Below are 21,719 nucleotides of genomic sequence, written 5' to 3'. Positions count from 1 at the left end.
CCTGATCCAAGGTCCGTCCCGCTCTCTCTATATTTAAAAATCCGGTGTGCCGGCGTTGATCGTCGCCTCCGGGGCCGATACACTGCCCCACGAAAGCCATGGGGCCGCACCTGCCGCTTTTAGCCGCAGCCCACCGGTCCTGTCCAGAAATGTCGCCATCGCGAGAGGTCATCCGTTCCCCATGAGCAAGATTGCCGGCCTTCTTGTTGCCCTGCTGCTGGCGGTGATCGTCGGCGGCGGACTGTTCCTGTCCACCTGGAACCCGCCGGCCCCGTCGGCGAAGATCGAGAAGGTCGTACCGGATGCCCGCTTCCCGCGCTAAATCCCTGATCCTGGCCGCAGGCATCGCATTGCTGGCGCCCGCCGCCCTGGCACAGCAGCCGGGCAAGCCGATGATCCTGACCTCGCCCAACCTGGAGCCGGCGCCCAGGGCCGAGGCTCCCGGCGCCGCCCCGGCGGCCCAGGCCGAGCATCCGACGGCCACCGAATTCCCCGGTGGCCCCGCCAAGCCCGCCCCCCGCTTCGAGGTGGAGGAGCTGAAGGCCCCCGATCCCGACGCGGTCGGCGCCCTGGACGAAGGCCAGGGCGGCCTCGGCATGGGCATGTGGCACGGCACCCCGGCCGCCACCGTGCGCAGGATGCTGCCCGCCCTGCCCGCCGCCGCCGGCTCGCGGGCCATGCATTCCCTGACCCGCCGCCTGCTGCTGTCGGCCGCCACCGCGCCCGAGGGCAATCGCGGCCAGATGCCCTCGCTGCTGGAATTGCGGGCCGAGCGCCTGTTCGCCATGGGCGAGGTCGACGGACTCGCCACCCTGCTCAAGGCGGCGCCCGCCTCGCTGGCCTCGCCCGGCCTGTCGCGGCTCAAGGTGGACACCTGGCTGCTGGCCGACGATGCCAAGGCCGCCTGCGCCGAGGCCGCCGCCATGTCCCAGACGGTGCCGCTGGACCCCCGCCTGTCGGTGTTCTGCCAGATCACCGCCGGCAAGGGCCTCGAAGCCGGCATGGCCATCGACCTGATGCGCGAGCGCAAGGACGCCGATCACGCCTTCATCGCCGCCGCCGAGGCCATGACCGGCACCCCGCCGGCCAAGGTGGAAAAGCTGCCCAATCCGACGCCGCTGCATCTGGCCGCCTTCAAGGCCGCCAAGCTGCCGCTGCCCGCCGACACCGTCGCCAATGCCCCACCGGCCATGCTGCGCGCCATCGCCGACAATCCCGGCATGGCCGCCGATCTGCGGATCACCGCCGCCGAGCGGGCCGAGGCGCTGGGGGTTCTCGATACCGATTCGCTCCGCAAGCTGATGGCGGCGGTGACGTTCACGCCGCCCGAACAGCAGGCCGCCGCGGCCCAGGGGGACAAGACGCCCAAGGGCCGCGCCCTGTGGCTGCACGCCGTCGGCGCCGAGGCGACCCCTGCCGTGCGCGCCGAACTGATCGCCCGAATTCTGCTGGCGGCGACGGAGCGCCATGCCTTCTCCGCCACGGCGCGGCTTTACGCCCCGCTGATCGCCGACCTGAAGCCGGCCCCCGATCTGGTCACCGCGTCGCCCATGCTGGCCCGCGCCCTTTACGCGGCGGGACGGCCCGAGGCGGCGGGGCAATGGCTGGCCCTGGCCAGGACCGACCCGGCCGCCGCCAAGCTGGCCGCCGGCCTGTGGCCGCTGACCCGCATCAGCCATATCGGCCTCGACACCAGCCCGGCCGGCGCCTTTGCCGGCTGGCAGGAGAGCGCCCAGTTGAACGAGCGCCGCGCCGTGGTCACCATGTCCATGCTGCAGGCGGTGGGCGAGACCGTTCCCGCCTCGGCATGGCTGGCCCAGGCCAGCGGCAGCGTCACCGCCCCCGGCCCCAAGCCGGCCCTCAAGGCCATGCTGCGCGCCGCCGCCGAAGGGACGCGCCGCGCCGAGACGGCGCTGCTGTCGGCGGTCGCCCTGGGCGAAACCGGACTGGACAGCGTCGATCCCGACACCCTCAACCGGGTGGTGGTGTTCCTGCGCCAGGCCGGATTCGAGCGCGATGCCCGCGAACTGGCCATCGAGGCGGTGCTGGCCAACGGCGGGTGAGCGTTCCCGTGGACCGGCACATCGAGTCCTTTCTCGAGATGATGCAGGTCGAACGGGGCGCCAGTCCCAACACGCTGGACGCCTATGGCCGTGATCTGGCCGATTTCACCGACTTCCTGGCCGGGCGCGGCTTGGCGCCGCTCAACGCCGATGGCCGCGCCGTGGCCGCCTATATCGCCAGTCAGGCGGATATCGGCATGGCGGCCCGCACCCAGGCGCGGCGGCTGTCCTGCCTGAAGCAGTTCTACGGCTTCGCCTTCGCCGAGCGCCTGCGCCCCGACGACCCCACCGCCAATATCGACGCGCCGCGCCTGGGGCGACCGCTGCCCAAATACCTGCGCAAGGAAGAGGTGACGGCATTGCTGGATGCCGCCCGCGCCCTGGAAGGATCGGACGGCGTCATGATGACGGCGCTGTTGGAGACTCTGTATGCCGCCGGGCTGCGCGTCTCGGAACTGGTGTCGCTGCCGCTCTCGGCCGTGGCCCGCGACCCGACGGTACTGGTGGTGCGCGGCAAGGGCTCCAAGGAGCGCATGGTGCCGCTGTCCGATCCCGCCCGCGCCGCCCTGGCCGCCTGGAAGGCCGAGCGCGCCGCCCTGCTGCCCAAATCCAAGCCGTCGCGCTGGCTGTTCCCCTCCTCGGGGGCCTTGGGCCACCTTACCCGCTCGGGCTTCGCCAAGATGCTGGCCCGCGCCGCGTTCAAGGCCGGCCTCGACCCCGCCAAGGTGTCGCCCCACGTGCTGCGCCACTCCTTCGCCAGCCATCTGCTGGCCGGCGGCGCCGATCTGCGCAGCGTGCAGGAGATGCTGGGCCATGCCGATATCGCCACCACCGAGATCTACACCCACCTGATCGACGACGAGGCCAACCGGCTGGTCCGCGCCTACCATCCCCTGGCGGGAAAGCCCCCGCCGAAGGGATAGCCCCCTATATCGGGGCGCATATAAACTCATTCGTTGCGGATTATATGATCTTCCGATAAGCATAAACACTTATTCCCGTTTCGTTCCGTTGACAGCCCCACCCCCGCCCGCCAATTCTGTTGGCGCCAAAGGGGATTTCGCCTTGATTCTCAAGGCGTCTGCATCGGCCGCTCCGGTTGGGGAGAGCACAGGATATGACGGACGACGAGTTCACGGAGACGTTGCGGAGACTGGGCCTGTCACAGGCCGCCCTGGCCCGGCTGCTCGACGACCTCGGCGAGCAACAGCCCGCTCCGACGACGGTGTGGCGCTGGGCCGACGGCCGGTCGCGGGTGCCCATCGGGGTGGGCGCCCTGCTGCGCCTGCTCGAGCAACTGCCCACCGACCTGCGCAGTCAGGTCACCCGCAAGGCCTTGCGGGCCTGACAGCAAAAGGGCCGCCCGAGGGGCGGCCCTGATCGCTTTCCGTCAGCGAAGAAACCTCAAGCCGCCTGGTCGCCGCCCTGCTGCGCCGGCTTGCCGTAGCGCTTCATGTAGAGCGGCAGGATCGCCTCGGCCGAGGTGGGGGTGATGCCCAGCTCGCCCAGGCCCGGCTTGCCGCCGCGCACCACGTTGTCCACCTTCATCATCCGCACCTGATCCTTGGTCAGCAGCGGCGACGGCAGCATCTGCAGGAAGGTGGCCTGCAGCATGCCCAGGCCGAAGGGCAGCGGCACCAGGGTGCGCTGGCGCCCGGTGGAGGCCATCACCAGTTCCATGATCTCCTTCATGGAATAGCGGCGCGGCCCACCCAGTTCGAAGGTCTTGCCGGCATGGCGGGGGTCGTCGAGCATCTGGACCACGGCCTGGGCCACGTCGGAAACGCTGACCGGCTGGAAGATGGGACCGCCCGAGCCGAACAGGTCGATGGAACAGCCGTTCTCGCCGCACACCGGCTTGAAGCCGTCGCCGGTGAACACCGGCAGCACCGGCGACACCATGGCCAGCTTGCCGAAGCGGTTGAAGAAATCGTCATCGGGGCCAAACACCACCGAGGGACGCACGATGCAGGCGCCGGGGAAGGCGGCCAGAACCGCTTCCTCGCCCGAAGCCTTGGAGCGGGCATAGGCGGCCTCGGAATTCTTGTCGGCGCCCAACGCCGACATATGAACCAGACGGCCGACGCCGGCCGCCTTGGCCGACGCCGCGATATTGGCGGCGCCCTTCACGTGAATGGCGTCGAAGGTGGCCCGGCCGCTCTCGTAGAGAATGCCCACCACGTTGACCACCGCATCGACGCCGGCCACCGCCATGGCCACCGACTTGGGGTCGGTGATGTCGGCGCGCAGCGGCGTCACCTGACCCACATCGCCCATGGGCTTCAAGAACTCGGCGGCGATGGGGTCGCGCACCGCGGCGCGCACCACCCAGCCCTGGGCGGCAAGACGCTTGACCACGTTCCTGCCGATGAAGCCCGATCCTCCGAAAACCGTGACCACGCGCCGCGCCATCCGTCCCTCCATCATGACCCCGGCGACGCCTCGCGCCGCCTCGTCCTTATTTGGGCCGAAAGCTAGCCCATAAGCCGCCCGGGTGTAAAGGGCGGGGGGCGGAATCGGAAAAAGCGGAACGGGGCGCAAAAACATCGTTGACACCGCCCTCCGCCTCGAATATTTCTTCGCGCCTCGGACGGCTGAGGCGGTTCGGGAGCTACCTGCCCAGGTGGCGGAATTGGTAGACGCGCACGGTTCAGGTCCGTGTGGCAGTGATGTCGTGGAAGTTCGAGTCTTCTCCTGGGCACCATCTCTTAAACCGCGGCGCGGTCCAGCAGATGGATACATCGGACGCGGAGCCGCCCTCCCCCAACCGGGGATTAGAAGGAGCGGCTCCGTGACCGTTTTCTACCACAAGAACGATCTCCCGGACGGCCTCGACCTCGGTAAGCTGGTCGCCATCGATTCCGAGACCATGGGTCTCAACCTGCAGCGCGACCGCCTGTGCGTGGTGCAGCTGTCGGCCGGCGACGGCGACGCCCATGTGGTCCACTATCCCAAGCCCGAATGGAACTCGCCCAACCTGGTGCGGATGCTGTCCGACCCGACGGTGACCAAGCTGTTCCATTTCGCCCGCTTCGACGTGGCCATGATCCGCCGCCATCTGGGCGTGCGCTGCACACCGGTGTTCTGCACCAAGATCGCCTCGAAACTGACCCGGACCAATACCGAGGGCCACAGCCTGAAGGTGCTGTGCAAGGAATTCCTGGGCGTCGACCTGTCCAAGCTGCAGCAGAGCTCCGACTGGGGCGCGCCCGAGTTGAGCGCCGACCAGTTGGCCTATGCCGCCTCGGACGTGCTGTATCTGCACCAGCTCAAGAACCGCCTCGACATCCTGCTGGACCGCGAAGGCCGCCGCGCCCTGGCCGAGGCCTGCTTCGCCTTCCTGCCCGACCGCGCCGAGCTGGATCTGGCCGGCTGGGATGCGGAAGACATCTTCTCGCACTGAGGCCTCATCCCCCGGAATGCACGAAACGGACCAACCGGACGCGTTTTGCCTTTCCGTCCCGTGGCCGTTGCGTATAGTTATGCACCCTCGCCGCACCGGGCGGGGAACGGACCAGCCTGACCGGACCCATTGATGACCGTCGATTCCGATGCCCTCGCCACCGCCCGCCGCGTCCTCCACACCGAGGCCCGCGCGCTGGATTCCCTGGCGGCGGGACTGGACGGCCCCTTTCTCAGGGCGGTGACCCTGATCGAGGGCGCCTCCGGCCGCGTCATCGTCACCGGCATGGGCAAGAGCGGCCATGTGGCGCGCAAGATCGCCGCCACCATGGCGTCCACCGGCTGTCCCGCCTTCTACGTCCATCCGGCCGAGGCCAGCCACGGCGACCTGGGAATGGTCACCCGCGACGATGCGGTGGTGGCGCTGTCCAATTCGGGCGAGACGCCGGAACTGGGCGACATCATCGCCTATACCCGGCGCTTCGAGATCGGGCTGATCGGCATCACCTCGCGCGACGGCTCGACGCTGGCCACCGCGTCGGACGTCGCCCTGGTGCTGCCCGCCAATCCCGAGGCCTGCCCCATGGGGCTGGCGCCGACCACCTCGACCACCATGATGCTGGCGCTGGGCGATGCCCTGGCCGTCACCCTGCTGGAGCGCAAGGGCTTTACCGCCGCCGATTTCAAGGTCTTTCATCCCGGCGGCCAGTTGGGCCAGCGCCTGCTCAAGGTCGCCGACCTGATGCATGGCGGCGAGGGCCTGCCGCTGGTCAGCGCCGAGACCCCCATGGCCGACGTGCTGCTGGTGATGACCGCCAAGAGCCTGGGCTGTGCCGGTGTGGTCGGAACCGACGGCCGGCTGGCCGGCATCCTCACCGACGGCGACCTGCGCCGCCACATGAGCCCGGACCTGATCAGCCAGACGGCGGGCAAGGTGATGACCGCCTCGCCCCGCACCGTGCCACCCAACCTGCTGGCGGCGGAAGCGCTGCGCCAGATGAACGAGCGCTCCATCACCAGCCTGTTCGTGGTGGAAAACGACGGACGCCCGGTGGGCGTGCTGCACGTCCACGACTGCCTGCGAGCCGGTCTGGCATGAGCTTGCGCGCCGACACCGACTCGCCCGAGCGACGGCCCGCCACGCGGCCCCAGCCGAAGCGGCATCCGGGGGGGCCGCGGCGCGGCCCCTTCACCGACCATTCCCATTTCGTCTCGGTGATGAAGATCGCCCTGCCGGCCCTGGCGGCCCTGCTGCTGGGCCTGGTGGTGGTGTGGCCCAAGCTGTCGCGGCTGGACAGCGGCTTCAAGCTGGGCTTCGCCAACCTGTCGCCCAAGGCCGTCGATACCCTGGTGATGAAGAACGCCCGCTATTTCGGCATCGACGAATCCAACCGCCCCTTCGCGGTGACCGCCGAGACGGCGACCCAGGCGCCGGGCGACCAGGACCTGATCTATCTGGTCAATCCCAAGGCCGACTTCACCTCGACCTCGGGCGCCAATATCGTGGTGGATGCCGTGGCCGGCATCTATCACCAATCCACCAAGGTGCTGGACCTGTCGGGCGGCGTGAACCTCTATCACGATACCGGCTACGAGATTCATACCCCCACCGCCACGGTGGAGCTTGCCAACAACTCGGCCCGGGGCTTCGATCCCGTCGAGGGCCACGGCCCGCAGGGCGCCATCAGTTCGGCCGGGTTCGAGATCACCGGCAAGCGCCACGACATCACCTTCACCGGCAAGTCGCAGCTGAACCTGCGCGCCGTAAGCCACAAGGCCCAGGACAAGGGCCGGGGCAAGGGAGCCAAGACGCAATGAAGCCGCCCGCTCTGATACCGCTGGTTTTCGCAGCCCTGGCGGCAGCGCTGCCGTCCGCCGTCCTGGCCCAGGGCTTCGAGATGAGCAAGTCCGGCGACCAGCAGATCCAGGTCTACGCCGACAACGGCATCGAATGGCATTCCGAGGAATTGCGGGTCATCGCGCGCGGCAAGGCCCACGCCGTCCGCGGCAACATGACGGTAGACGCCGACGTGCTGACCGCCCATTACCGCAAGGGGCCCAAGGGCGACGAGATCTGGCGCCTGGACGCCGACGGCAACGTGGTGATCCGCTCGCCCGGCGACACCGCCACCGGCCACAAGGCCATCTACGATCTGGACAAGTCCATCTTCGTGCTGAAGGGCACTCCGGCCAAGCTGGTGACCGCCACCGACACCTTCCAGGCCAGCGACAGCCTGGAATACTGGGAACTGAAGAAGATGGCCGTGCTGCGGGGCGACGCCATCGCGACCCAGGATGGCAGCAAGACGCTCAAGGGCGACGTGCTGACCGCCCATTTCAAGGACAAGGATAAGTCCGCCACATCCAAGGCCGGCGCCAGGCCCGCGCAGGGCGGCCAGCCCGGCGAAGGCGGCGGCAGCCTGGAACTGCAGCGCGCCGACGCCTACGGCCACGTGATGATCCTGTCCGGCAACGAGACGGTGACCGGCGACCGGGGCGATTACAACGCCGAAACCGGTATCGCCACCGTCTCCGGTTCGGTTAAGATCAGCCGCGAAGGCGGCAATCAGCTGGAAGGGGGATGGGCGCACGTGAACCTCAACACCGGGGTCAGCAAGCTGTTCCCCGTCGCCGCCGGCGGCACCGACAGCGGCCAGAGGGTTCAAGGCGTGTTCATTCCGCAGAAAAAAGATAAGGGCGGGCCGCAAGATGGCCAGCCGCAAGGGCGTGCCGGCTTCACCGGCAATGCGCCGACGCCCGGATCGGGGGAACGATGAAGACCATCAAGCCAGGCTCGCCGCTCGCCGCCGATGCCCCGATCATCCCGGGACCCCGCCTGGTGGCCGACAATCCCGGCCTGCTGGCCCGCAACATCGGCAAGAGCTTCAAGGGCCGCCCGGTACTGCGCGACGTCTCCATCTCGGTGCAGCGGGGCGAGGCGGTGGGTCTGTTGGGTCCCAACGGCGCCGGCAAGACCACCTGTTTCTACTGCATCACCGGCCTGATCAATCCCGACGTGGGCTCCATCTCGCTGGACGGTACCGAGATCACCGATCTGCCCATGTATCGCCGCGCCCGGCTGGGCATCGGCTACCTGCCGCAGGAAGCCTCGATTTTCCGGGGCCTGTCGGTGGAAGGCAACATCATGGCGGTGCTCGAAGTGGTCGAGCCCGACCTGGAACGCCGCCAGCACGATCTGGAAGGCCTGCTGGCCGAGTTCTCCATCAGCCATCTGCGCCGCGCTCCGGCCATGGCCCTGTCGGGCGGTGAACGCCGCCGCGTCGAGATCGCCCGCGCCCTGGCCTGCCGCCCGCATTTCATCTTGCTGGACGAGCCGCTGGCCGGCATCGATCCCATCGCCGTGTCCGATATCCGTGATCTGGTGTCCCACCTCAAGCACCGCGGCATCGGGGTGCTGATCACCGACCACAATGTGCGCGAGACCCTGGACCTCATCGACCGTGCCTACATCCTGCACGACGGCGCGGTGCTGATGGAGGGTCGCCCCGCCGAGATCGTCGCCCACGAAGGGGTGCGGCGCGTCTATCTCGGCGAGCGATTCAGCATGTAACGCCCGCCATGGCCATCGGTCCCAGGCTTGATATCCGCCAGACCCAGTCTCTGGTGATGACGCCGCAATTGCAGCAGGCCATCAAGCTGCTGCAATTGTCCAATTTCGAGCTGACCGCCTTCATCGACCAGGAACTGGAGCGCAATCCGCTGCTGGAGCGGGAGGAGGGCGAGCGCGGCCCCGAACCCACCGAGCCCAAGGCCGATGCCTCCGACCTGCCGGTGCTCGATTCCGCCCCCGCCGAGGCGCCGCTGCTGGACGGCATGAACGCCGGTTCGGCCGAGGACGGCATGGATGTCGATTACGACAACACCTTCAACAACGACAGCGCCTCGGACGCCGTCCAGGATGAATCCCTGGGCCAGTGGGGCAATGTGGGCAGCGGCGGCGGCAGCGGCTTCGACGACGGCGAGTCCAATCTGGAGCAGATGGTGGCGGGTGAGATATCCCTGCGCGACCATCTGGCCGCCCAGGTCAACATGGATATCCCCGTCCCCGCCGACCGGCTGATCGCGCTGCACCTGATCGAGATGTTGGACGAGGCCGGCTATCTGATCGGCGACCTGGACGAACTGGCGGAAAAGCTGGGCTGCACCCGCGAGCATGTGGAAGTGGTGCTGCGGCGTGTCCAGGGCTTCGATCCGGTCGGCGTCTTCGCCCGCACGCTGAAGGAATGCCTGGGCCTGCAACTGGCCGAGAAGAACCGTCTCGACCCCGCCATGCAGGCCCTGCTCGACAATCTGGAACTGCTGGCCCGCCGTGACCTGCCCGGCCTGATGAGGGTCTGCGGCGTCGACGCCGAGGACATGGCCGAGATGATCGGCGAGATCAAGGCGCTGGACCCCAAGCCGGCGCTGGCCTTCGACCATATCGTCGCCCAGCCGGTCACCCCCGACGTGCTGATGCGCCGCACCCAGGACGGCGCCTGGGTGGTGGAGCTGAACTCCGACACCCTGCCCCGCGTGCTGGTCAACACCCGCTATTATTCCAAGATCGCCGGGTCGGCGCGCAGCAAGGACGACAAGACCTATATTTCCGAGCGCTTCCAGTCGGCCAACTGGCTGGTGAAGTCGCTGCACCAGCGCGCCACCACCATCCTCAAGGTGGCCACCGAGATCGTGCGGCAGCAAGACGCCTTCTTCCGCCTGGGCGTGCAGCATCTGCGCCCGCTGGTGCTCAGGGACATCGCCACCGCCATCTCCATGCACGAAAGCACGGTCAGCCGCGTCACCTCCAACAAGTACATCGCCACGCCGCGCGGCATCTACGAGCTGAAGTACTTCTTCACCCAGGCCATCGGCTCGGCCGACGGCGGCGACGCCCATTCCGCCGAGGCGGTCCGTCACCGCATCAAGGCGCTGATCGATTCCGAGGGCAAGAGCGTGCTGTCCGACGATTCCATCGTCGACGCGCTGAAGGCCGAAGGCATCGACATCGCCCGGCGCACGGTGGCAAAATACCGTGAGGCCATGAACATCGGCTCGTCGGTCCAGCGCCGGCGCGAAAAGTCGCTGGGCATGTGAGCACCCCCGTCGTCCGGCATGCTTGACTTCGGACAAGGCGGGGCCTATTTTCCGCCCGCCCCGTGGGAAGACGGGACGGGGCTCGATCCGCGCGGTAGAGCGTATCCCGCGCGCGTTATGGAAGACCCAGCGGAACCACAGGTTCCGCCCTCATAGGGTGGATTCATGGAAATCACTGATCTGATCAGCCCGGCCGCCGTCATTCCGAATCTGCGCGCCACCTCGAAGAAGCAGGCCCTGCAGGACCTGGCCAAGAAGGCTGCCGAGATTACCGGCCTGCACGAGCGGGCCATCTTCGACGTGCTGCTGGAGCGCGAGCGCCTGGGCACCACCGGCGTCGGCAACGGCATCGCCATTCCCCACGGCAAGCTGCCGGCCATGGAGCGTCTCTACGGCCTGTTCGCCCGCCTGGAGAAGCCCATTCCCTTCGAGTCCATCGACGAGCAGCCGGTGGACCTGATCTTCCTGCTGCTGGCCCCCGAATCGGCCGGCGCCGACCACCTCAAGGCCCTGGCCCGGGTGTCCCGCCTGCTGCGCGACAAGGGTGTGTGCGAGAAGCTGCGCGGCACCGACAACGCCGACGCCCTGTACGCCCTGCTGACCGAATCGCCAGCCAGCCGGGCGGCCTGATGGACTTCGCAGAAAGTCCTTCGCCCTGTGGGCTCAGTGTACTTTCTGCGAGATTCTATTGAAAAAATGGGCTTAAGGCGGCTTCGCGCCCATTTTTGACCCGTCTTACCCGATCCGAGACATTCGTCTCGGATCGGGGAGAAAGAAGTCAAAGCCCGCGCGCCGGGCCGCCCCAAGCGCGGGCTTTTCCTTAATCTTCCTGCGAAAAAGTACACTGAGACGAAGCCGAAGGACTTTTTCGCACACGCACTCAGTGCACGCTCATGGGCTCCATCTCGTGCTGGACGATGGCGGCGAAGGCGGTGTCGCGCGACGGGGCCGCGCCGATCACCGTGCCGTCGGCGGCATGGATGGACCAGCCGCCCTGGCCGCCGTTGTCCTCGTGCTTGAAATAGGCGATGGCGGGCAAGCCCCAATTGAGGAAATCCGTGGCGTTCATCAGGGTGTGGCTCAAGCCGAAGGACTTGTTGTCGATGGTCTTCATGTTCAGACCTCCCTCTTCTGGCCGGTTCTGGCCCGGGATGCCGGCGAGGCTTCGTCGGCGGAAACGGTAATGGTGTGGGGAGCCTCTCCCGCCCGCCCGATGGGAATGGTGCGGACCTTGGGTTCCGGCACCCGGCGGATCAGGTCGATATGCAGCAGGCCGTTATCGAGCGACGCGCCCGTCACCTCCATGCCGTCGGCCAGCAGGAAGGCCCGCTGGAACTGGCGCGAGGCGATGCCGCGATGGATGAAGATGCGTTCCCCCTCGTCCTCGGACTGGCGGCCGCGGATGACCAGTTGGTTATCCTCCAGCGCCACCGACAGATCGTCCCAGGAGAACCCGGCCACCGCCAGGGTGATGCGCAGGCCGTTTTCGGAAATCTGCTCGATATTGTAGGGGGGATAGCCCTCGGGCGAGGACTTGGACATACGGTCCAGCAACCGGTCGAAATGATCGAAGCCGAGCAGCAGCGGGGAATTGAACGCGGACAAACGTGACATGATCTTCGTCCTCCTCGGGCATGAGCGAGTACGCCAAGGAAGGGCCCGACCATCGGCACCCTTCGATATATTATCTTGGGAGGAATTAAGGGATCGTCAAGCGGGGTGGCTGACGCCCCATCTTATCATGGCCCCTCAGACGCCGGGCGCGCTTGGCTTCCGCTGCATAAGCAGCGCAGCCCGTTGGGCCTAGGCCATGCGCGGCATGGCCTCACCACCCCTTCCTGAGCCCACCCACCAGTTCGACGTAATCATGCTCGTCATCGGGCGAGATCAGGCCGTGGCGGATCAGGAAATCGATGATCACCAGATTGACGTTGAACTTGAACTCGTCGGTATCGCGGACCAGCCGCGCCACCTCGGCCACCGGCATCAGGGTGAAGCCCTGCAGCTCACCGTCGGTATTCCGGGGGACGAAGTCCTGCGGCACGTCCAGGTCGTAGCAGAACATCACGTCGGGCTTGAGGCCCCACTCGTCCTCCAGGCAATAGGAAATGGCGCCGACCGGCCGGGCGGTGGCGGCGATGGCCGCCGGGATGTCCGCCTCCTCGGCCGCTTCCTTGATCAGGTTGTCGGCCAGGGTCAGGTCGCTGGGCTGGCCACCCGCCACCATGTTGTCCAGCTTGTCGGGGGCCACGCTCTTGTCCTTGGCGCGGCGCCCGATCCACAGATGCAGGCCGTCGGGGCGGTGCACCAGGCCGTTGACGTGGACACCGTAGGCACGGATGCCGAACAGGCTGACCGCGCCGCGATCGATGCTCATCAGAGCCGGATCGCCGAAGCGTGCCGCCACCCGGTAGCGCTCGCCGCGCAGGCGGGGGGCACCCCAATCCTCGGCCAGTTCCCGCGTCACCTCGTCGATGGCCGCGCTGCGCGCCTCGGGAGTGGACAGGGCGGGATGGAGACTGACGCCCTCGATGGAGACGCGGAAGGCCTCGGGAAAGGCGGCGAGATGCTGGGCCACGTCGTGGCGCACCCAGCCGATCCACTTGCCCTCCACCGAGAACGGCCGGAACTTCGACAGGTCGTGGCGGTTGCAGACTTTGATGTGATCGAGGAAGGCCATGGCGGGGCTCCAACGAGGAAGGTCGTCAGGGTGACGCCCGCCGCCCCACTCGTCAAGGTCGCGACGCGGGACAATTTCATTTAAGAAATGTTCATATGGCATTCCCTCCCCCTGTTCTCGCCACGGGAAAAGCGGTAAAAGGGACGCATGAGGACCCTTTATCACCATCCGCTCTGCCCCTTCTCGCGCCTCGTGCGCGTCGTGCTCGCCGAGAAGAAGCTGGACTTCGAGTCCCAGATCGAAAAGACCTGGGAGCGCCGCCCCGAATTCCTCGCCATGAATCCGGCCGCCCTGCTGCCCGTGCTGGTCGAGGAGGATGGCGCCGCCCTGGCCGACGCCACCGCCATCGTCGAGTATCTGGAGGAAACCAGCCGCGAGACCCCGCTGCTGCCCGCCGAGCCGCTGGCTCGGGCCGAGGTGCGGCGCCTGGTCGCCTGGTTCGGCCAGAAATTCCACGCCGAGGTCACCGACCACCTGGTGGGCGAGAAGGTGTTCAAGCGCCTGGAATCCGGCCGCAACGAGCCCGATTCGCGGCGCATCCGCACCGGCTATGGCCATATCCACCAGCATCTGGACTATGTGGGCCAGTTGGCCGAGCGGCACGGCTATCTGGCGGGGGCCACCTTCACCCTGGCCGACATCGCCGCCGCCGCCCAGATTTCCGCCGTCGATTACCTGGGCGACGTGCCATGGGACGCCCACGCCCCGGCCAAGGACTGGTATGCCCGCGTCAAGTCGCGGCCCAGCTTCCGCGTTCTGCTGGCCGACCATCTGCCCGGCATGCCGCCACCCCGGCACTATGCCAATCCGGATTTCTAGCCTCCTCCTTGGGCTGCTTCTCCTCGCCTTTGCCGCCCAGGCGGAGGTGATCGAGCGCCTGCCCACCACCGATAAGGTGGTGGCGCTGACCTTCGACGCCTGCGAGGCCAGGGGCGCCCCCGCCTTCCTCGACCACACCATCCTGAAGGTGCTCGAGACGGAGAAGGTGCCCTACACCATCTTCGCCAGCGGCCTGTTCGCCAGACGCAACGCCGCCGAACTGGCCCGCCTCGCCGCCGGCGACGGAGTGCGGATCGAGAACCATTCCCTCGACCATCCGCAGCACATGGAGCGCCTCGACCCCGCCGCGATCCGCCGCGAGGTGGAGGAGGCCGATGCCGCCATCCAGGCGGTGACCGGCCGCAAACCCCGCTTCTTCCGCTTTCCCGCCGGCAATTACGACGCCGCCACCTTAGGCGTGGTGGAAGCCACCGGCCATAAGGTGGTGCACTGGACCTTCCCGTCCGGCGACCCGGCCCGGGGCCTGACGCCCGAGCATTTGAAGGAGTGGGTGCTGTCCAAGACCCGGCCCGGCGCGATCCTCATCTTCCACGTCAACCAGCGCGCCCCGGCCACCGGCCCCGCCCTGCCCGGCCTCCTGGCCGAGCTGCGGCGCAGGGGTTATCGCTTCGTGTCCCTGGAGGAGGCCCTGCCGTGACGACCACCATCGCCCTGGACGGCGGCGCCCTGCGTCCCCTGGCGACCGCCGACGCCGCCCCGCTGGCCCTGATGCTGGCCGCCATGGACCCTTGGACGCGGCTGGGCTATTCCGCCTCGGCGCTGGAGCGCTATCTCGACCGAGAGGACGGGGCGCTGAGCCGCTGGATCATCCAACGCCACGGCGAGACGGCTGGCGTGCTGGCCTTGCGCTCGCCATGGCTGCGCGGCCCCTATGTGGAGCTGTTCGCCATCCTGCTCCCGCATCAGGGCCACGGCCTGGGCGGCACCGTCATGGATTGGGCGGCGAAAAGCGCGGCGGAGGTCGCCCACAATCTGTGGGCCTGCGTCTCCGACTTCAACACCCCGGCACGCGCCTTCTATGCCCGGCACGGCTTCGCCGAGGTGGCGCCGCTGGATGGGCTGGTCATGCCCGGCAATGCCGAGATTCTGCTGCGTAAGCGGTTAAAGTAGCAGACTGCCCACGGCCGCCAGACCGAACACCATCAGCATCGCCCCCGACAGGTGATTGAACAGCCGCATGCGGTCGGGCGTGAAGCGGTTGCGCGCCGCCGAGGCCAGGGCCGACAGGGTCAGCCACCACAGGGCCGAGCCGCTGAAGATGCCAGCCACCAGCAAGGCGGTGGGCAGGCCGATGCCCGGCCGCCCAACGGGGCCGAGCGCCGCGAACACTCCCGCCACCCCGAAGATGGTGCCGGGATTGGTGATGGTGATGGCGAAGGTGGAGAGGAAGTCGCGCAGCATGCCGGGGCCTTTGCCCGGTTCGGCCTCGACCGCCACCGCCGCCGAACGCCAGGTGTGGATGCCCAGCCACAGCATGAACACCCCACCGACGATCTTCAGGGCGACCATCTGGCCGTCGATGAAGCTCATCACCGCGCCGATGCCGAAGGCCGCCACGCCGCCGAACAGGGAATCGGCCAGCGCCGCCCCCAACCCGGCCACGAAGGCGGCCAGCCGCCCGTCGGCCAGCGCCTTCCTGATGCATAAAATACCCACCGGCCCGATGGGCGCGGCGATGGCGAAACCGATGGCGATTCCGCGCAGGAAGGGGATGACGGACTCCAAGGGACGACCTCGACGGCGAAAAGGGCCGCCAGAAGAGACCAAAACCCCGGCCAAGGCAATTGCCTTGGTCAAGCCGCACGGCGAGGGAAAATGATAAGGCCTATAGTGTGATAGGCCGCCAGCCAAAATGGTGGCACCGCTCTGGCGCCGGTCGCGGCATTGGCTATACCCTGACCGGCAGGGGTGGGAAGAATCGGGTGGGCAGGGCGATCTCGTCCTGCCCCGCCACCAGGGCCAGTTCCCGCCCGCCGGCTTTCTGGGTCTTCTCCAGCACGCCGTACAGGCTGGAGACCGCCATGGACAGGGCCTCGGGCAGATCACGGCCCTTGAGACGGTGGGCCAGCAGCAGCGCCGACAGGGTATCGCCGCCGCCATTGGGCGGCGTAGCGAAGCGCAGCAGCGGCGTGCGCACCATCCAGGCCCCCTCGCCGTTCACCGCCAGACAGCCGATCATGCCGTCGCCGGCCGTCAGGCTGGTGGTCACCACCGCCCCGGTTCCCCGCTCCAGCAACTGGCGCGAGGCCTGGATGGCGTCCTCGACGCCGTCGATGGACCGACCGGTCAGTATTCCCAGCTCGAAGCGGTTGGGGGTGGCGATGTCGGCCAGGGGCAGCAGGGTGCGGGCGAAGATTTCGGGAATGCCCTCGGCCACGTAAAGGCCGCCATCCTCGTCCCCCATCACCGGGTCGCAGAGATAGGGAGCGCCGGGATGGTAGCCGCGCAGCCGCCGCACCGCCTCGGCCACCACCGCGCCGGTTGCGGCCTGCCCCAGATAGCCCGACAGCACCGCGCCGCAGCCTTCCAGCAGGCCGGCGCCGTCCAACCCTTCCAATACCTCGCTCAACGAAGCGGCGGAGTGAGGGCCGCCCCGCCACATCCCATAGCCGGGATGGTTGGAGAACTGCACCGTATCCACCGGACAGGCCTCGAGACCCAGCCGCTGCAAGGCGAAGATGGCGGCGGAATTGCCCACGTGCCCGAAGGCGACCGCCGATTGGAAAGAAAGAATCTTCATGTCGAAGCCGGTATAGACGATGCAATGTTGCGCCGCAACCAGACCATCGGGTAGTCTGCCCCGCCTTTTGTCACTTTTGGGAGTTTCGTCCATGGCGACCACCGCGCGGCCCCGCCGTTCCGTCCTCTACATGCCCGGCTCCAATCCGCGCGCCTTGGAAAAAGCCCGGACGCTCGCCGCCGACGGCCTGATCCTCGATCTGGAGGATGCGGTCGCCCCCGACGCCAAGGAAGACGCCCGCCGTCAGGTGGTGGACGCGGTCAAGGCCGGCGGCTACGGCGCCCGCGAACTGCTGATCCGCGTCAACTCGCTGGCCACCCCCTGGGGGCAGGCCGACGTGGCGGCGGCGGCGGCATCGGGGGCGCATGCCGTGCTGATCCCCAAGGTGGAGAGCGCCGACACCGTGCGTCAGGTCGAGGCCATCATGGTCGCCAACGGCGCGCCCGCCGACATGGCCATCTGGTGCATGATGGAAACGCCGCGCGGCATGCTGAAGGCGGAAGAGATCGCGGGCTCCAGCCCCCGCATGGGCGGCTTCGTCATGGGCACCTCGGATCTGGCCAAGGACCTGCATTGCGCCCACACCCGCGACCGCCTGCCCATGATCACCAGCCTGGGGCTTTGCCTGCTGGCCGCCCGCGCCTACGGCCTGGCGGCGCTGGACGGCGTCTATCTCGACCTCAACGACGACGAGGGCTTCGAGTATTCCTGCGTCCAGGGCCTGGAACTGGGCTTCGACGGCAAGACCCTGATCCACCCCAAGACCATTGACGCCGCCAACCGCGTCTTCGCCCCTTCCGGGAAGGAAGTCGACTGGTCGCGCAAGATCATCGCCGCCCATGCCGAAGCCACCGCCGCCGGCAAGGGCGTGGTGGTGGTCGACGGCAAGCTGGTCGAGAACCTGCACGTGGAAAATGCGCGGCGCATCGTCGCCCTGGCCGAGCAGATCGCCGCCATGGCCGCCGAATTGAAGGCGTAAGGAGGACACAATGAGCACCAAGACCAACGCCGGTAATTTCTTCGAGGACTTCCGCCTCGGCCAGGTGATCAACCATGCCACGCCGCGCACCGTCACCGCCGGCGATGTGGCCATGTACACCGCGCTGTACGGCTCGCGCTTCGCCGTCAATTCCTCGGCCGAGTTCGCCAGGTCCATCGGACTGGCCGCCGAGAGCATGGGCCACCTCGCTCCCGTCGACGACCTGCTGGCCTTCCACGTGGTGTTCGGCAAGACCGTGCCCGACATCAGCCTCAACGCCGTCGCCAATCTGGGCTATGCCGTCGGCCGCTTCGGCGAGTTGGTCTATCCCGGCGACACCATCACCACCACCTCGACGGTGATCGGCCTGAAGGAGAACTCCAACAAGCAGACCGGCGTGGTCTATGTCCGCTCGGTGGGCACCAACCAGCTCCAGGAAATGGTGGTGGAATACGTGCGCTGGGTGATGGTCAGGAAGCGCGACCAGAACGCTCCCATCGCCGAGGAGAAGGTGCCGGAACTGCCGGGCGCCGTCGCCGCCGCCGACCTGATGATCCCCGAAGGGCTCAAGCTCGACGCCTATGACACCACCCTGGCCGGCAGCCCGCATCTGTGGGACGACTACGCGGTGGGCGAGAAGGTCGACCACGTGGACGGCATGACCATCGAGGAAGCCGAGCACATGATGGCCACCCGCCTGTGGCAGAACACCGCCAAGGTGCACTTCAACCAGTATACCGAGGGCCAGGGCCGCTTCGGCCGCCGCCTGATCTATGGCGGCCACATCATCTCTCTCGCCCGCGCCCTGTCGTTCAACGGCCTGGGCAACGCCTTCAAGCTGGTCGCCATCAACGGCGGGCGGCACACCAACCCCACCTTCGCCGGCGATACCATCCACGCCTGGACCGAAGTGGTGGAGAAGATCGAGGTGCCCGGCCGCAAGGACGTGGGCGCGCTGCGCCTGCGCCTGATCGCTACCAAGAACCAGCCTTGCGCCGCCTTCCCGTTCAAGGCGGAGAACGGCAAGGATTTCGACCCGGCGGTGGTGCTGGATTTCGACTACACGGTGCTGATGCCCCGCAGGGCGTAAGGTAAAGGATGCGAGGGGACCCGTCCCCTCGCATCTCCCTTCGAATTCCAGCCATCCCTTAAAAGCGTTTCACTCCAGCCATTTTGCCGTATCACACCCGTCCCGGCGTTCCGTCCTACTCCCTCCGGGTAGGATTTCCCGCCGGAAAGTGTGGTCCCCATCGTTGACTCCAAGGGCGCGAGGGGCTAAACACCTACACCGCATCGCCGCAAAGGGCCGATCACAGGCCCTCGTCGTCCGTATTTCAGGGGCTATTGCCATGACAACGCGCACCCGGCCGCTTTCGCCTCATATCCAGGTTTATCGGATGCCGTTCACGGCCATCCTGTCCATCAGCCACCGTATCACCGGTATCGCCCTCGCGGTCGGCACCATCGTTCTGGCGTATTGGCTGGCTTCGGCCGCTTACGGCCCCGTCGCCTACGGCCATGCCCAGGCGGTGCTCGGCTCCTGGCTGGGCAAGCTGGTGCTGTTCGGCTGGACCGGCGCCCTGTTCTATCACCTGTGCAACGGCATCCGTCACCTGTTCTGGGACAAGGGCCGTGGCTACGAGATCGCCGAGGCCGACAAGTCGGGCCGCATGGTCGTGGGCGCCGCTGCGGTGCTGACCGTGCTGGCCTGGATCTTCGGCCTGTAATCGGGAGCGCACGACAATGAGCCTCGAATCCCCTGTCGGCCGCGCCCGCGGCCTCGGTTCCGCCAAGGAAGGCGCCGGCCACTGGATCGCCCAGCGCGTCACCGCCATCTTCCTGATCCCCCTGTCGCTGTGGTTCGCCGTCTCCGTGATCGGCCTGTCGCACGCCGACTACGCCACCTTCAAGGCGTGGATGGCCAAGCCCGGCAATTCCTCGCTGCTGCTGCTCACCATGCTGACCGTGATGTATCACGCCCAGCTGGGCCTGCAGGTGGTGATCGAGGATTACGTCCACTGCGAGTGCAAGAAGATCGCAGCCCTGGTCGGGTCCAAGCTGATCATCGCCTTCCTCGCCGTCTTCATGACGGTGTCGATCCTCAAAGTCGCGATTGGAGCCTGACGCCATGGCCGCCTACAAGATCATCGACCACACCTACGACGTGGTGGTCGTCGGCGCCGGTGGCGCCGGCCTGCGCGCCACCATGGGCATGGGTCAGGCCGGCTTCAAGACCGCCTGCATCACCAAGGTGTTCCCCACCCGCTCGCACACCGTGGCCGCCCAGGGCGGCATCGGCGCCTCGCTCGGCAACATGGCCGAGGATAACTGGAAGTGGCACATGTACGACACCGTCAAGGGGTCGGACTGGCTGGGCGACCAGGACGCCATCGAGTACATGTGCCGCGAGGCCGTGCCGGCCGTGCACGAGCTCGAGCATTTCGGCGTGCCGTTCTCGCGCACGCCCGAGGGCAAGATCTATCAGCGCCCGTTCGGCGGCCACATGTCCAATTTCGGCGAGAAGCCGGTGCAGCGCGCCTGCGCCGCCGCCGACCGCACCGGGCATGCCATCCTGCACACGCTGTACTCCCAGTGCCTGAAGCACCAGTGCGAGTTCTTCATTGAGTACTTCGCCATCGACCTGATCATGGAGAACGGCGTCTGTCGCGGTGTCGTCGCCTGGAACCTGGACGACGGCACGCTGCACCGTTTCCGCGCCCATAAGGTCGTGCTGGCCTCGGGCGGTTACGGCCGCGCCTTCTTCTCCTGCACCTCGGCGCACACCTGCACCGGCGACGGCCATGGCCTGGTCGCCCGCGCCGGCCTGCCGCTGCAGGACATGGAATTCGTGCAGTTCCACCCCACCGGCATCTACGGCTCGGGCTGTCTGATCACCGAGGGCGCCCGCGGTGAAGGCGGCTACGTCACCAATTCCGCCGGCGAGCGCTTCATGGAGCGTTATGCCCCCACCGCCAAGGATCTGGCGTCCCGCGACGTGGTGTCGCGCGCCATGACCATGGAAATCCGCGAAGGCCGCGGCGTGGGCAAGGAAAACGACCATATCTATCTGCACCTGGAGCATCTGGGGGCCGAGACCCTGGAACTGCGCCTGCCGGGCATTTCCGAGACGGCGAAGATCTTCGCCGGCGTGGACGTGACCAAGGAGCCGATCCCGGTGCTGCCGACCGTGCACTACAACATGGGCGGTATCCCCACCAACGTGTACGGCGAGGTGCTGCGCCCCACCGCCGAGAACCCCGACGCCACCGTCGAGGGCCTGATGGCCATCGGCGAGGCGGCCTGCGTCTCGGTGCACGGCGCCAACCGCCTGGGCACTAACTCGCTGCTGGACATCGTGGTGTTCGGCCGCGCCTGCGCGCTCCGCGCCGCCGAGACCATGAAGCCCGGCACCGCGCACAAGCCGCTGCCCAAGGACGGCAGCGACCTGGCCCTGTCGCGCTTCGATCGTCTGCGCAACGCCAACGGCTCCATGCATACCAGCGAGATCCGTCTCGCCATGCAGAAGACCATGCAGATGGACGCGGCGGTGTTCCGCACCTCCAAGTCGCTGGCCGAGGGCTGCGCCAAGATGGAGCAGGTGGCCTCCACCCTGCCCCAGCTCAAGATCAACGACCGCTCCACCGTGTGGAACTCGGATCTGGTCGAGGCGCTGGAGCTGGAAAACCTGATGGATTGCGCCCTGGCCACCATCGTGTCGGCGGAAGCCCGTCACGAGAGCCGCGGCGCCCACGCCCACGAGGATTATCCCGACCGCGACGACGTCAACTGGCAGAAGCACTCGCTGGCCTGGGTCGAGAACGGCAAGGTGAAGCTGGACTACCGTCCGGTGCACACCTACACGCTCACCGACGAGGTCGAGTACATCAAGCCGCAGAAGCGCGTGTACTAAGGAAGGGTTAG

The 21,719-nt window shown here is 67.5% G+C and carries 25 protein-coding genes and 1 tRNA gene; 20 read left to right on the top strand and 6 right to left on the bottom strand.

Going from position 1 to position 21,719, the window contains the following annotated elements; genetic code table 11:
• Positions 1–181 precede the first annotated feature (181 nt).
• From CP958_RS26455 to CP958_RS16045, 4 genes are all read left to right on the top strand, one after another.
• On the top strand, positions 182–322 hold the full coding sequence (locus tag CP958_RS26455; protein WP_170959000.1) for a hypothetical protein: 141 nt from the start codon (positions 182–184) through the stop codon (positions 320–322).
• A complete protein-coding gene (locus CP958_RS16055) occupies positions 303–2,063 on the top strand; it encodes an antifreeze protein (RefSeq protein ID WP_096703240.1) in 1,761 nt (586 codons plus the stop codon). The genes CP958_RS26455 and CP958_RS16055 overlap by 20 nt, the downstream gene beginning before the upstream one ends.
• An 8-nt stretch (positions 2,064–2,071) precedes the next feature.
• A complete protein-coding gene (locus CP958_RS16050) occupies positions 2,072–2,986 on the top strand; it encodes a site-specific tyrosine recombinase XerD (protein WP_277948886.1) in 915 nt (304 codons plus the stop codon).
• A 194-nt stretch (positions 2,987–3,180) separates the two neighbouring features.
• Positions 3,181–3,411 carry a hypothetical protein gene (locus tag CP958_RS16045; protein WP_096703238.1) on the top strand — a complete coding sequence of 77 codons (231 nt, stop codon included), beginning with the start codon at positions 3,181–3,183 and terminating at the stop codon, positions 3,409–3,411.
• A gap of 56 nt (positions 3,412–3,467) precedes the next feature.
• Here CP958_RS16045 and CP958_RS16040 read toward each other — a convergent pair whose 3' ends face one another.
• Complete coding sequence (locus CP958_RS16040) at positions 3,468–4,475, bottom strand: complex I NDUFA9 subunit family protein (RefSeq protein ID WP_096703237.1); 1,008 nt, start codon at positions 4,473–4,475, stop codon at positions 3,468–3,470.
• A 205-nt stretch (positions 4,476–4,680) separates the two neighbouring features.
• Between CP958_RS16040 and CP958_RS16035 the strand changes: the two genes are divergently transcribed.
• The 8 genes from CP958_RS16035 to ptsN all read left to right on the top strand — a co-directional run bounded on the left by CP958_RS16035 (position 4,681) and on the right by ptsN (position 11,189).
• Positions 4,681–4,767: transfer RNA gene (locus CP958_RS16035), tRNA-Leu, on the top strand.
• Positions 4,768–4,854: 87 nt separating this feature from the next.
• Positions 4,855–5,466 (top strand): ribonuclease H-like domain-containing protein, encoded by a 612-nt coding sequence (locus CP958_RS16030; protein ID WP_096703236.1) that lies wholly within the window; start codon positions 4,855–4,857, stop codon positions 5,464–5,466.
• A 132-nt stretch (positions 5,467–5,598) separates the two neighbouring features.
• Entirely contained in the window at positions 5,599–6,564 is a 966-nt protein-coding gene (locus tag CP958_RS16025) for a KpsF/GutQ family sugar-phosphate isomerase (protein WP_096703235.1), read from the top strand.
• Positions 6,561–7,283, top strand: a complete 723-nt coding sequence (gene lptC, locus CP958_RS16020; protein WP_096703234.1) for an LPS export ABC transporter periplasmic protein LptC — start codon at positions 6,561–6,563, stop codon at positions 7,281–7,283. The genes CP958_RS16025 and lptC overlap by 4 nt, the downstream gene beginning before the upstream one ends.
• Complete coding sequence (locus CP958_RS16015) at positions 7,280–8,242, top strand: LptA/OstA family protein (protein WP_096703233.1); 963 nt, start codon at positions 7,280–7,282, stop codon at positions 8,240–8,242. The genes lptC and CP958_RS16015 overlap by 4 nt, the downstream gene beginning before the upstream one ends.
• Positions 8,239–9,036: an LPS export ABC transporter ATP-binding protein gene (lptB, locus tag CP958_RS16010; RefSeq protein ID WP_096703232.1), complete on the top strand. Its 798-nt coding sequence runs from the start codon at positions 8,239–8,241 to the stop codon at positions 9,034–9,036. The genes CP958_RS16015 and lptB overlap by 4 nt, the downstream gene beginning before the upstream one ends.
• A gap of 8 nt (positions 9,037–9,044) precedes the next feature.
• Positions 9,045–10,559, top strand: coding sequence for an RNA polymerase factor sigma-54 (gene rpoN, locus CP958_RS16005; protein ID WP_096703231.1), 1,515 nt, complete (start codon positions 9,045–9,047; stop codon positions 10,557–10,559).
• A gap of 165 nt (positions 10,560–10,724) precedes the next feature.
• Positions 10,725–11,189 (top strand): PTS IIA-like nitrogen regulatory protein PtsN, encoded by a 465-nt coding sequence (gene ptsN, locus CP958_RS16000; protein ID WP_096703230.1) that lies wholly within the window; start codon positions 10,725–10,727, stop codon positions 11,187–11,189.
• Between the two features lie 250 nt (positions 11,190–11,439).
• Here ptsN and CP958_RS15995 read toward each other — a convergent pair whose 3' ends face one another.
• From CP958_RS15995 to CP958_RS15985, 3 genes are all read right to left on the bottom strand, one after another.
• Positions 11,440–11,673 (bottom strand): DUF1150 family protein, encoded by a 234-nt coding sequence (locus CP958_RS15995; RefSeq protein WP_096703229.1) that lies wholly within the window; start codon positions 11,671–11,673, stop codon positions 11,440–11,442.
• 2 nt (positions 11,674–11,675) lie between these two features.
• Positions 11,676–12,173, bottom strand: a complete 498-nt coding sequence (locus tag CP958_RS15990; RefSeq protein WP_096703228.1) for an Hsp20 family protein — start codon at positions 12,171–12,173, stop codon at positions 11,676–11,678.
• A gap of 211 nt (positions 12,174–12,384) precedes the next feature.
• The gene (locus CP958_RS15985; protein ID WP_096703227.1) at positions 12,385–13,239 is read right to left on the bottom strand and encodes a DUF4743 domain-containing protein; all 855 of its coding nucleotides are present in this window, start codon (positions 13,237–13,239) and stop codon (positions 12,385–12,387) included.
• A 147-nt stretch (positions 13,240–13,386) separates the two neighbouring features.
• On the opposite strand from CP958_RS15985, the gene CP958_RS15980 reads away from it, so the two are divergent.
• The 3 genes from CP958_RS15980 to CP958_RS15970 are packed head-to-tail and all read left to right on the top strand — an operon-like array spanning position 13,387 to position 15,189.
• Positions 13,387–14,058: a glutathione S-transferase family protein gene (locus CP958_RS15980; protein WP_096703226.1), complete on the top strand. Its 672-nt coding sequence runs from the start codon at positions 13,387–13,389 to the stop codon at positions 14,056–14,058.
• Positions 14,059–14,104: 46 nt separating this feature from the next.
• On the top strand, positions 14,105–14,716 hold the full coding sequence (locus CP958_RS15975) for a polysaccharide deacetylase family protein (protein WP_170958999.1): 612 nt from the start codon (positions 14,105–14,107) through the stop codon (positions 14,714–14,716).
• Positions 14,713–15,189: a GNAT family N-acetyltransferase gene (locus tag CP958_RS15970; protein WP_096703224.1), complete on the top strand. Its 477-nt coding sequence runs from the start codon at positions 14,713–14,715 to the stop codon at positions 15,187–15,189. Before CP958_RS15975 ends, CP958_RS15970 begins: the two co-directional genes overlap by 4 nt.
• Here CP958_RS15970 and CP958_RS15965 read toward each other — a convergent pair.
• Together CP958_RS15965 and pdxY are read right to left on the bottom strand one after the other, a co-directional pair.
• Positions 15,181–15,804 carry a LysE family transporter gene (locus CP958_RS15965; RefSeq protein ID WP_096703223.1) on the bottom strand — a complete coding sequence of 208 codons (624 nt, stop codon included), beginning with the start codon at positions 15,802–15,804 and terminating at the stop codon, positions 15,181–15,183. The two genes, CP958_RS15970 and CP958_RS15965, sit on opposite strands and share 9 nt — an antisense overlap.
• Positions 15,805–15,967: 163 nt before the next feature.
• Entirely contained in the window at positions 15,968–16,819 is an 852-nt protein-coding gene (gene pdxY, locus CP958_RS15960) for a pyridoxal kinase PdxY (RefSeq protein WP_096703222.1), read from the bottom strand.
• Between the two features lie 91 nt (positions 16,820–16,910).
• Here pdxY and CP958_RS15955 point away from each other — a divergent pair, with 91 nt between their 5' ends.
• The 5 genes from CP958_RS15955 to sdhA all read left to right on the top strand — a co-directional run bounded on the left by CP958_RS15955 (position 16,911) and on the right by sdhA (position 21,708).
• Entirely contained in the window at positions 16,911–17,798 is an 888-nt protein-coding gene (locus CP958_RS15955; protein ID WP_096703221.1) for a CoA ester lyase, read from the top strand.
• Positions 17,799–17,808: 10 nt separating this feature from the next.
• Positions 17,809–18,888 carry a MaoC family dehydratase gene (locus CP958_RS15950; RefSeq protein WP_096703220.1) on the top strand — a complete coding sequence of 360 codons (1,080 nt, stop codon included), beginning with the start codon at positions 17,809–17,811 and terminating at the stop codon, positions 18,886–18,888.
• A gap of 259 nt (positions 18,889–19,147) precedes the next feature.
• Positions 19,148–19,525, top strand: a complete 378-nt coding sequence (sdhC, locus tag CP958_RS15945) for a succinate dehydrogenase, cytochrome b556 subunit (RefSeq protein ID WP_096703219.1) — start codon at positions 19,148–19,150, stop codon at positions 19,523–19,525.
• A 16-nt stretch (positions 19,526–19,541) separates the two neighbouring features.
• Entirely contained in the window at positions 19,542–19,922 is a 381-nt protein-coding gene (gene sdhD / locus CP958_RS15940; RefSeq protein WP_096703218.1) for a succinate dehydrogenase, hydrophobic membrane anchor protein, read from the top strand.
• Between the two features lie 4 nt (positions 19,923–19,926).
• Entirely contained in the window at positions 19,927–21,708 is a 1,782-nt protein-coding gene (gene sdhA / locus CP958_RS15935) for a succinate dehydrogenase flavoprotein subunit (protein ID WP_096703217.1), read from the top strand.
• The last annotated feature ends 11 nt before the right edge of the window (positions 21,709–21,719 follow it).

The organism is Magnetospirillum sp. 15-1 (assembly GCF_900184795.1).
Taxonomy (GTDB): Bacteria; Pseudomonadota; Alphaproteobacteria; order Rhodospirillales; family Magnetospirillaceae; genus Phaeospirillum.
Note: the sequence above shows the minus strand (reverse complement) of the source record. Positions and strands in the feature narration are given on the sequence as shown.

Coding starts and splice junctions, on each gene's coding strand:
- CP958_RS26455 (WP_170959000.1), top strand. CDS start 182: ATGAGCAAGATTGCCGGCCTTCTTGTTGCCCTGCTGCTGGCGGTGATC.
- CP958_RS16055 (WP_096703240.1), top strand. CDS start 303: ATGCCCGCTTCCCGCGCTAAATCCCTGATCCTGGCCGCAGGCATCGCA.
- CP958_RS16045 (WP_096703238.1), top strand. CDS start 3,181: ATGACGGACGACGAGTTCACGGAGACGTTGCGGAGACTGGGCCTGTCA.
- CP958_RS16040 (WP_096703237.1), bottom strand. CDS start 4,475: ATGGCGCGGCGCGTGGTCACGGTTTTCGGAGGATCGGGCTTCATCGGC.
- CP958_RS16025 (WP_096703235.1), top strand. CDS start 5,599: ATGACCGTCGATTCCGATGCCCTCGCCACCGCCCGCCGCGTCCTCCAC.
- lptC (WP_096703234.1), top strand. CDS start 6,561: ATGAGCTTGCGCGCCGACACCGACTCGCCCGAGCGACGGCCCGCCACG.
- CP958_RS16015 (WP_096703233.1), top strand. CDS start 7,280: ATGAAGCCGCCCGCTCTGATACCGCTGGTTTTCGCAGCCCTGGCGGCA.
- lptB (WP_096703232.1), top strand. CDS start 8,239: ATGAAGACCATCAAGCCAGGCTCGCCGCTCGCCGCCGATGCCCCGATC.
- rpoN (WP_096703231.1), top strand. CDS start 9,045: ATGGCCATCGGTCCCAGGCTTGATATCCGCCAGACCCAGTCTCTGGTG.
- ptsN (WP_096703230.1), top strand. CDS start 10,725: ATGGAAATCACTGATCTGATCAGCCCGGCCGCCGTCATTCCGAATCTG.
- CP958_RS15995 (WP_096703229.1), bottom strand. CDS start 11,673: ATGAAGACCATCGACAACAAGTCCTTCGGCTTGAGCCACACCCTGATG.
- CP958_RS15990 (WP_096703228.1), bottom strand. CDS start 12,173: ATGTCACGTTTGTCCGCGTTCAATTCCCCGCTGCTGCTCGGCTTCGAT.
- CP958_RS15985 (WP_096703227.1), bottom strand. CDS start 13,239: ATGGCCTTCCTCGATCACATCAAAGTCTGCAACCGCCACGACCTGTCG.
- CP958_RS15980 (WP_096703226.1), top strand. CDS start 13,387: ATGAGGACCCTTTATCACCATCCGCTCTGCCCCTTCTCGCGCCTCGTG.
- pdxY (WP_096703222.1), bottom strand. CDS start 16,819: ATGAAGATTCTTTCTTTCCAATCGGCGGTCGCCTTCGGGCACGTGGGC.
- CP958_RS15955 (WP_096703221.1), top strand. CDS start 16,911: ATGGCGACCACCGCGCGGCCCCGCCGTTCCGTCCTCTACATGCCCGGC.
- CP958_RS15950 (WP_096703220.1), top strand. CDS start 17,809: ATGAGCACCAAGACCAACGCCGGTAATTTCTTCGAGGACTTCCGCCTC.
- sdhC (WP_096703219.1), top strand. CDS start 19,148: ATGACAACGCGCACCCGGCCGCTTTCGCCTCATATCCAGGTTTATCGG.
- sdhD (WP_096703218.1), top strand. CDS start 19,542: ATGAGCCTCGAATCCCCTGTCGGCCGCGCCCGCGGCCTCGGTTCCGCC.
- sdhA (WP_096703217.1), top strand. CDS start 19,927: ATGGCCGCCTACAAGATCATCGACCACACCTACGACGTGGTGGTCGTC.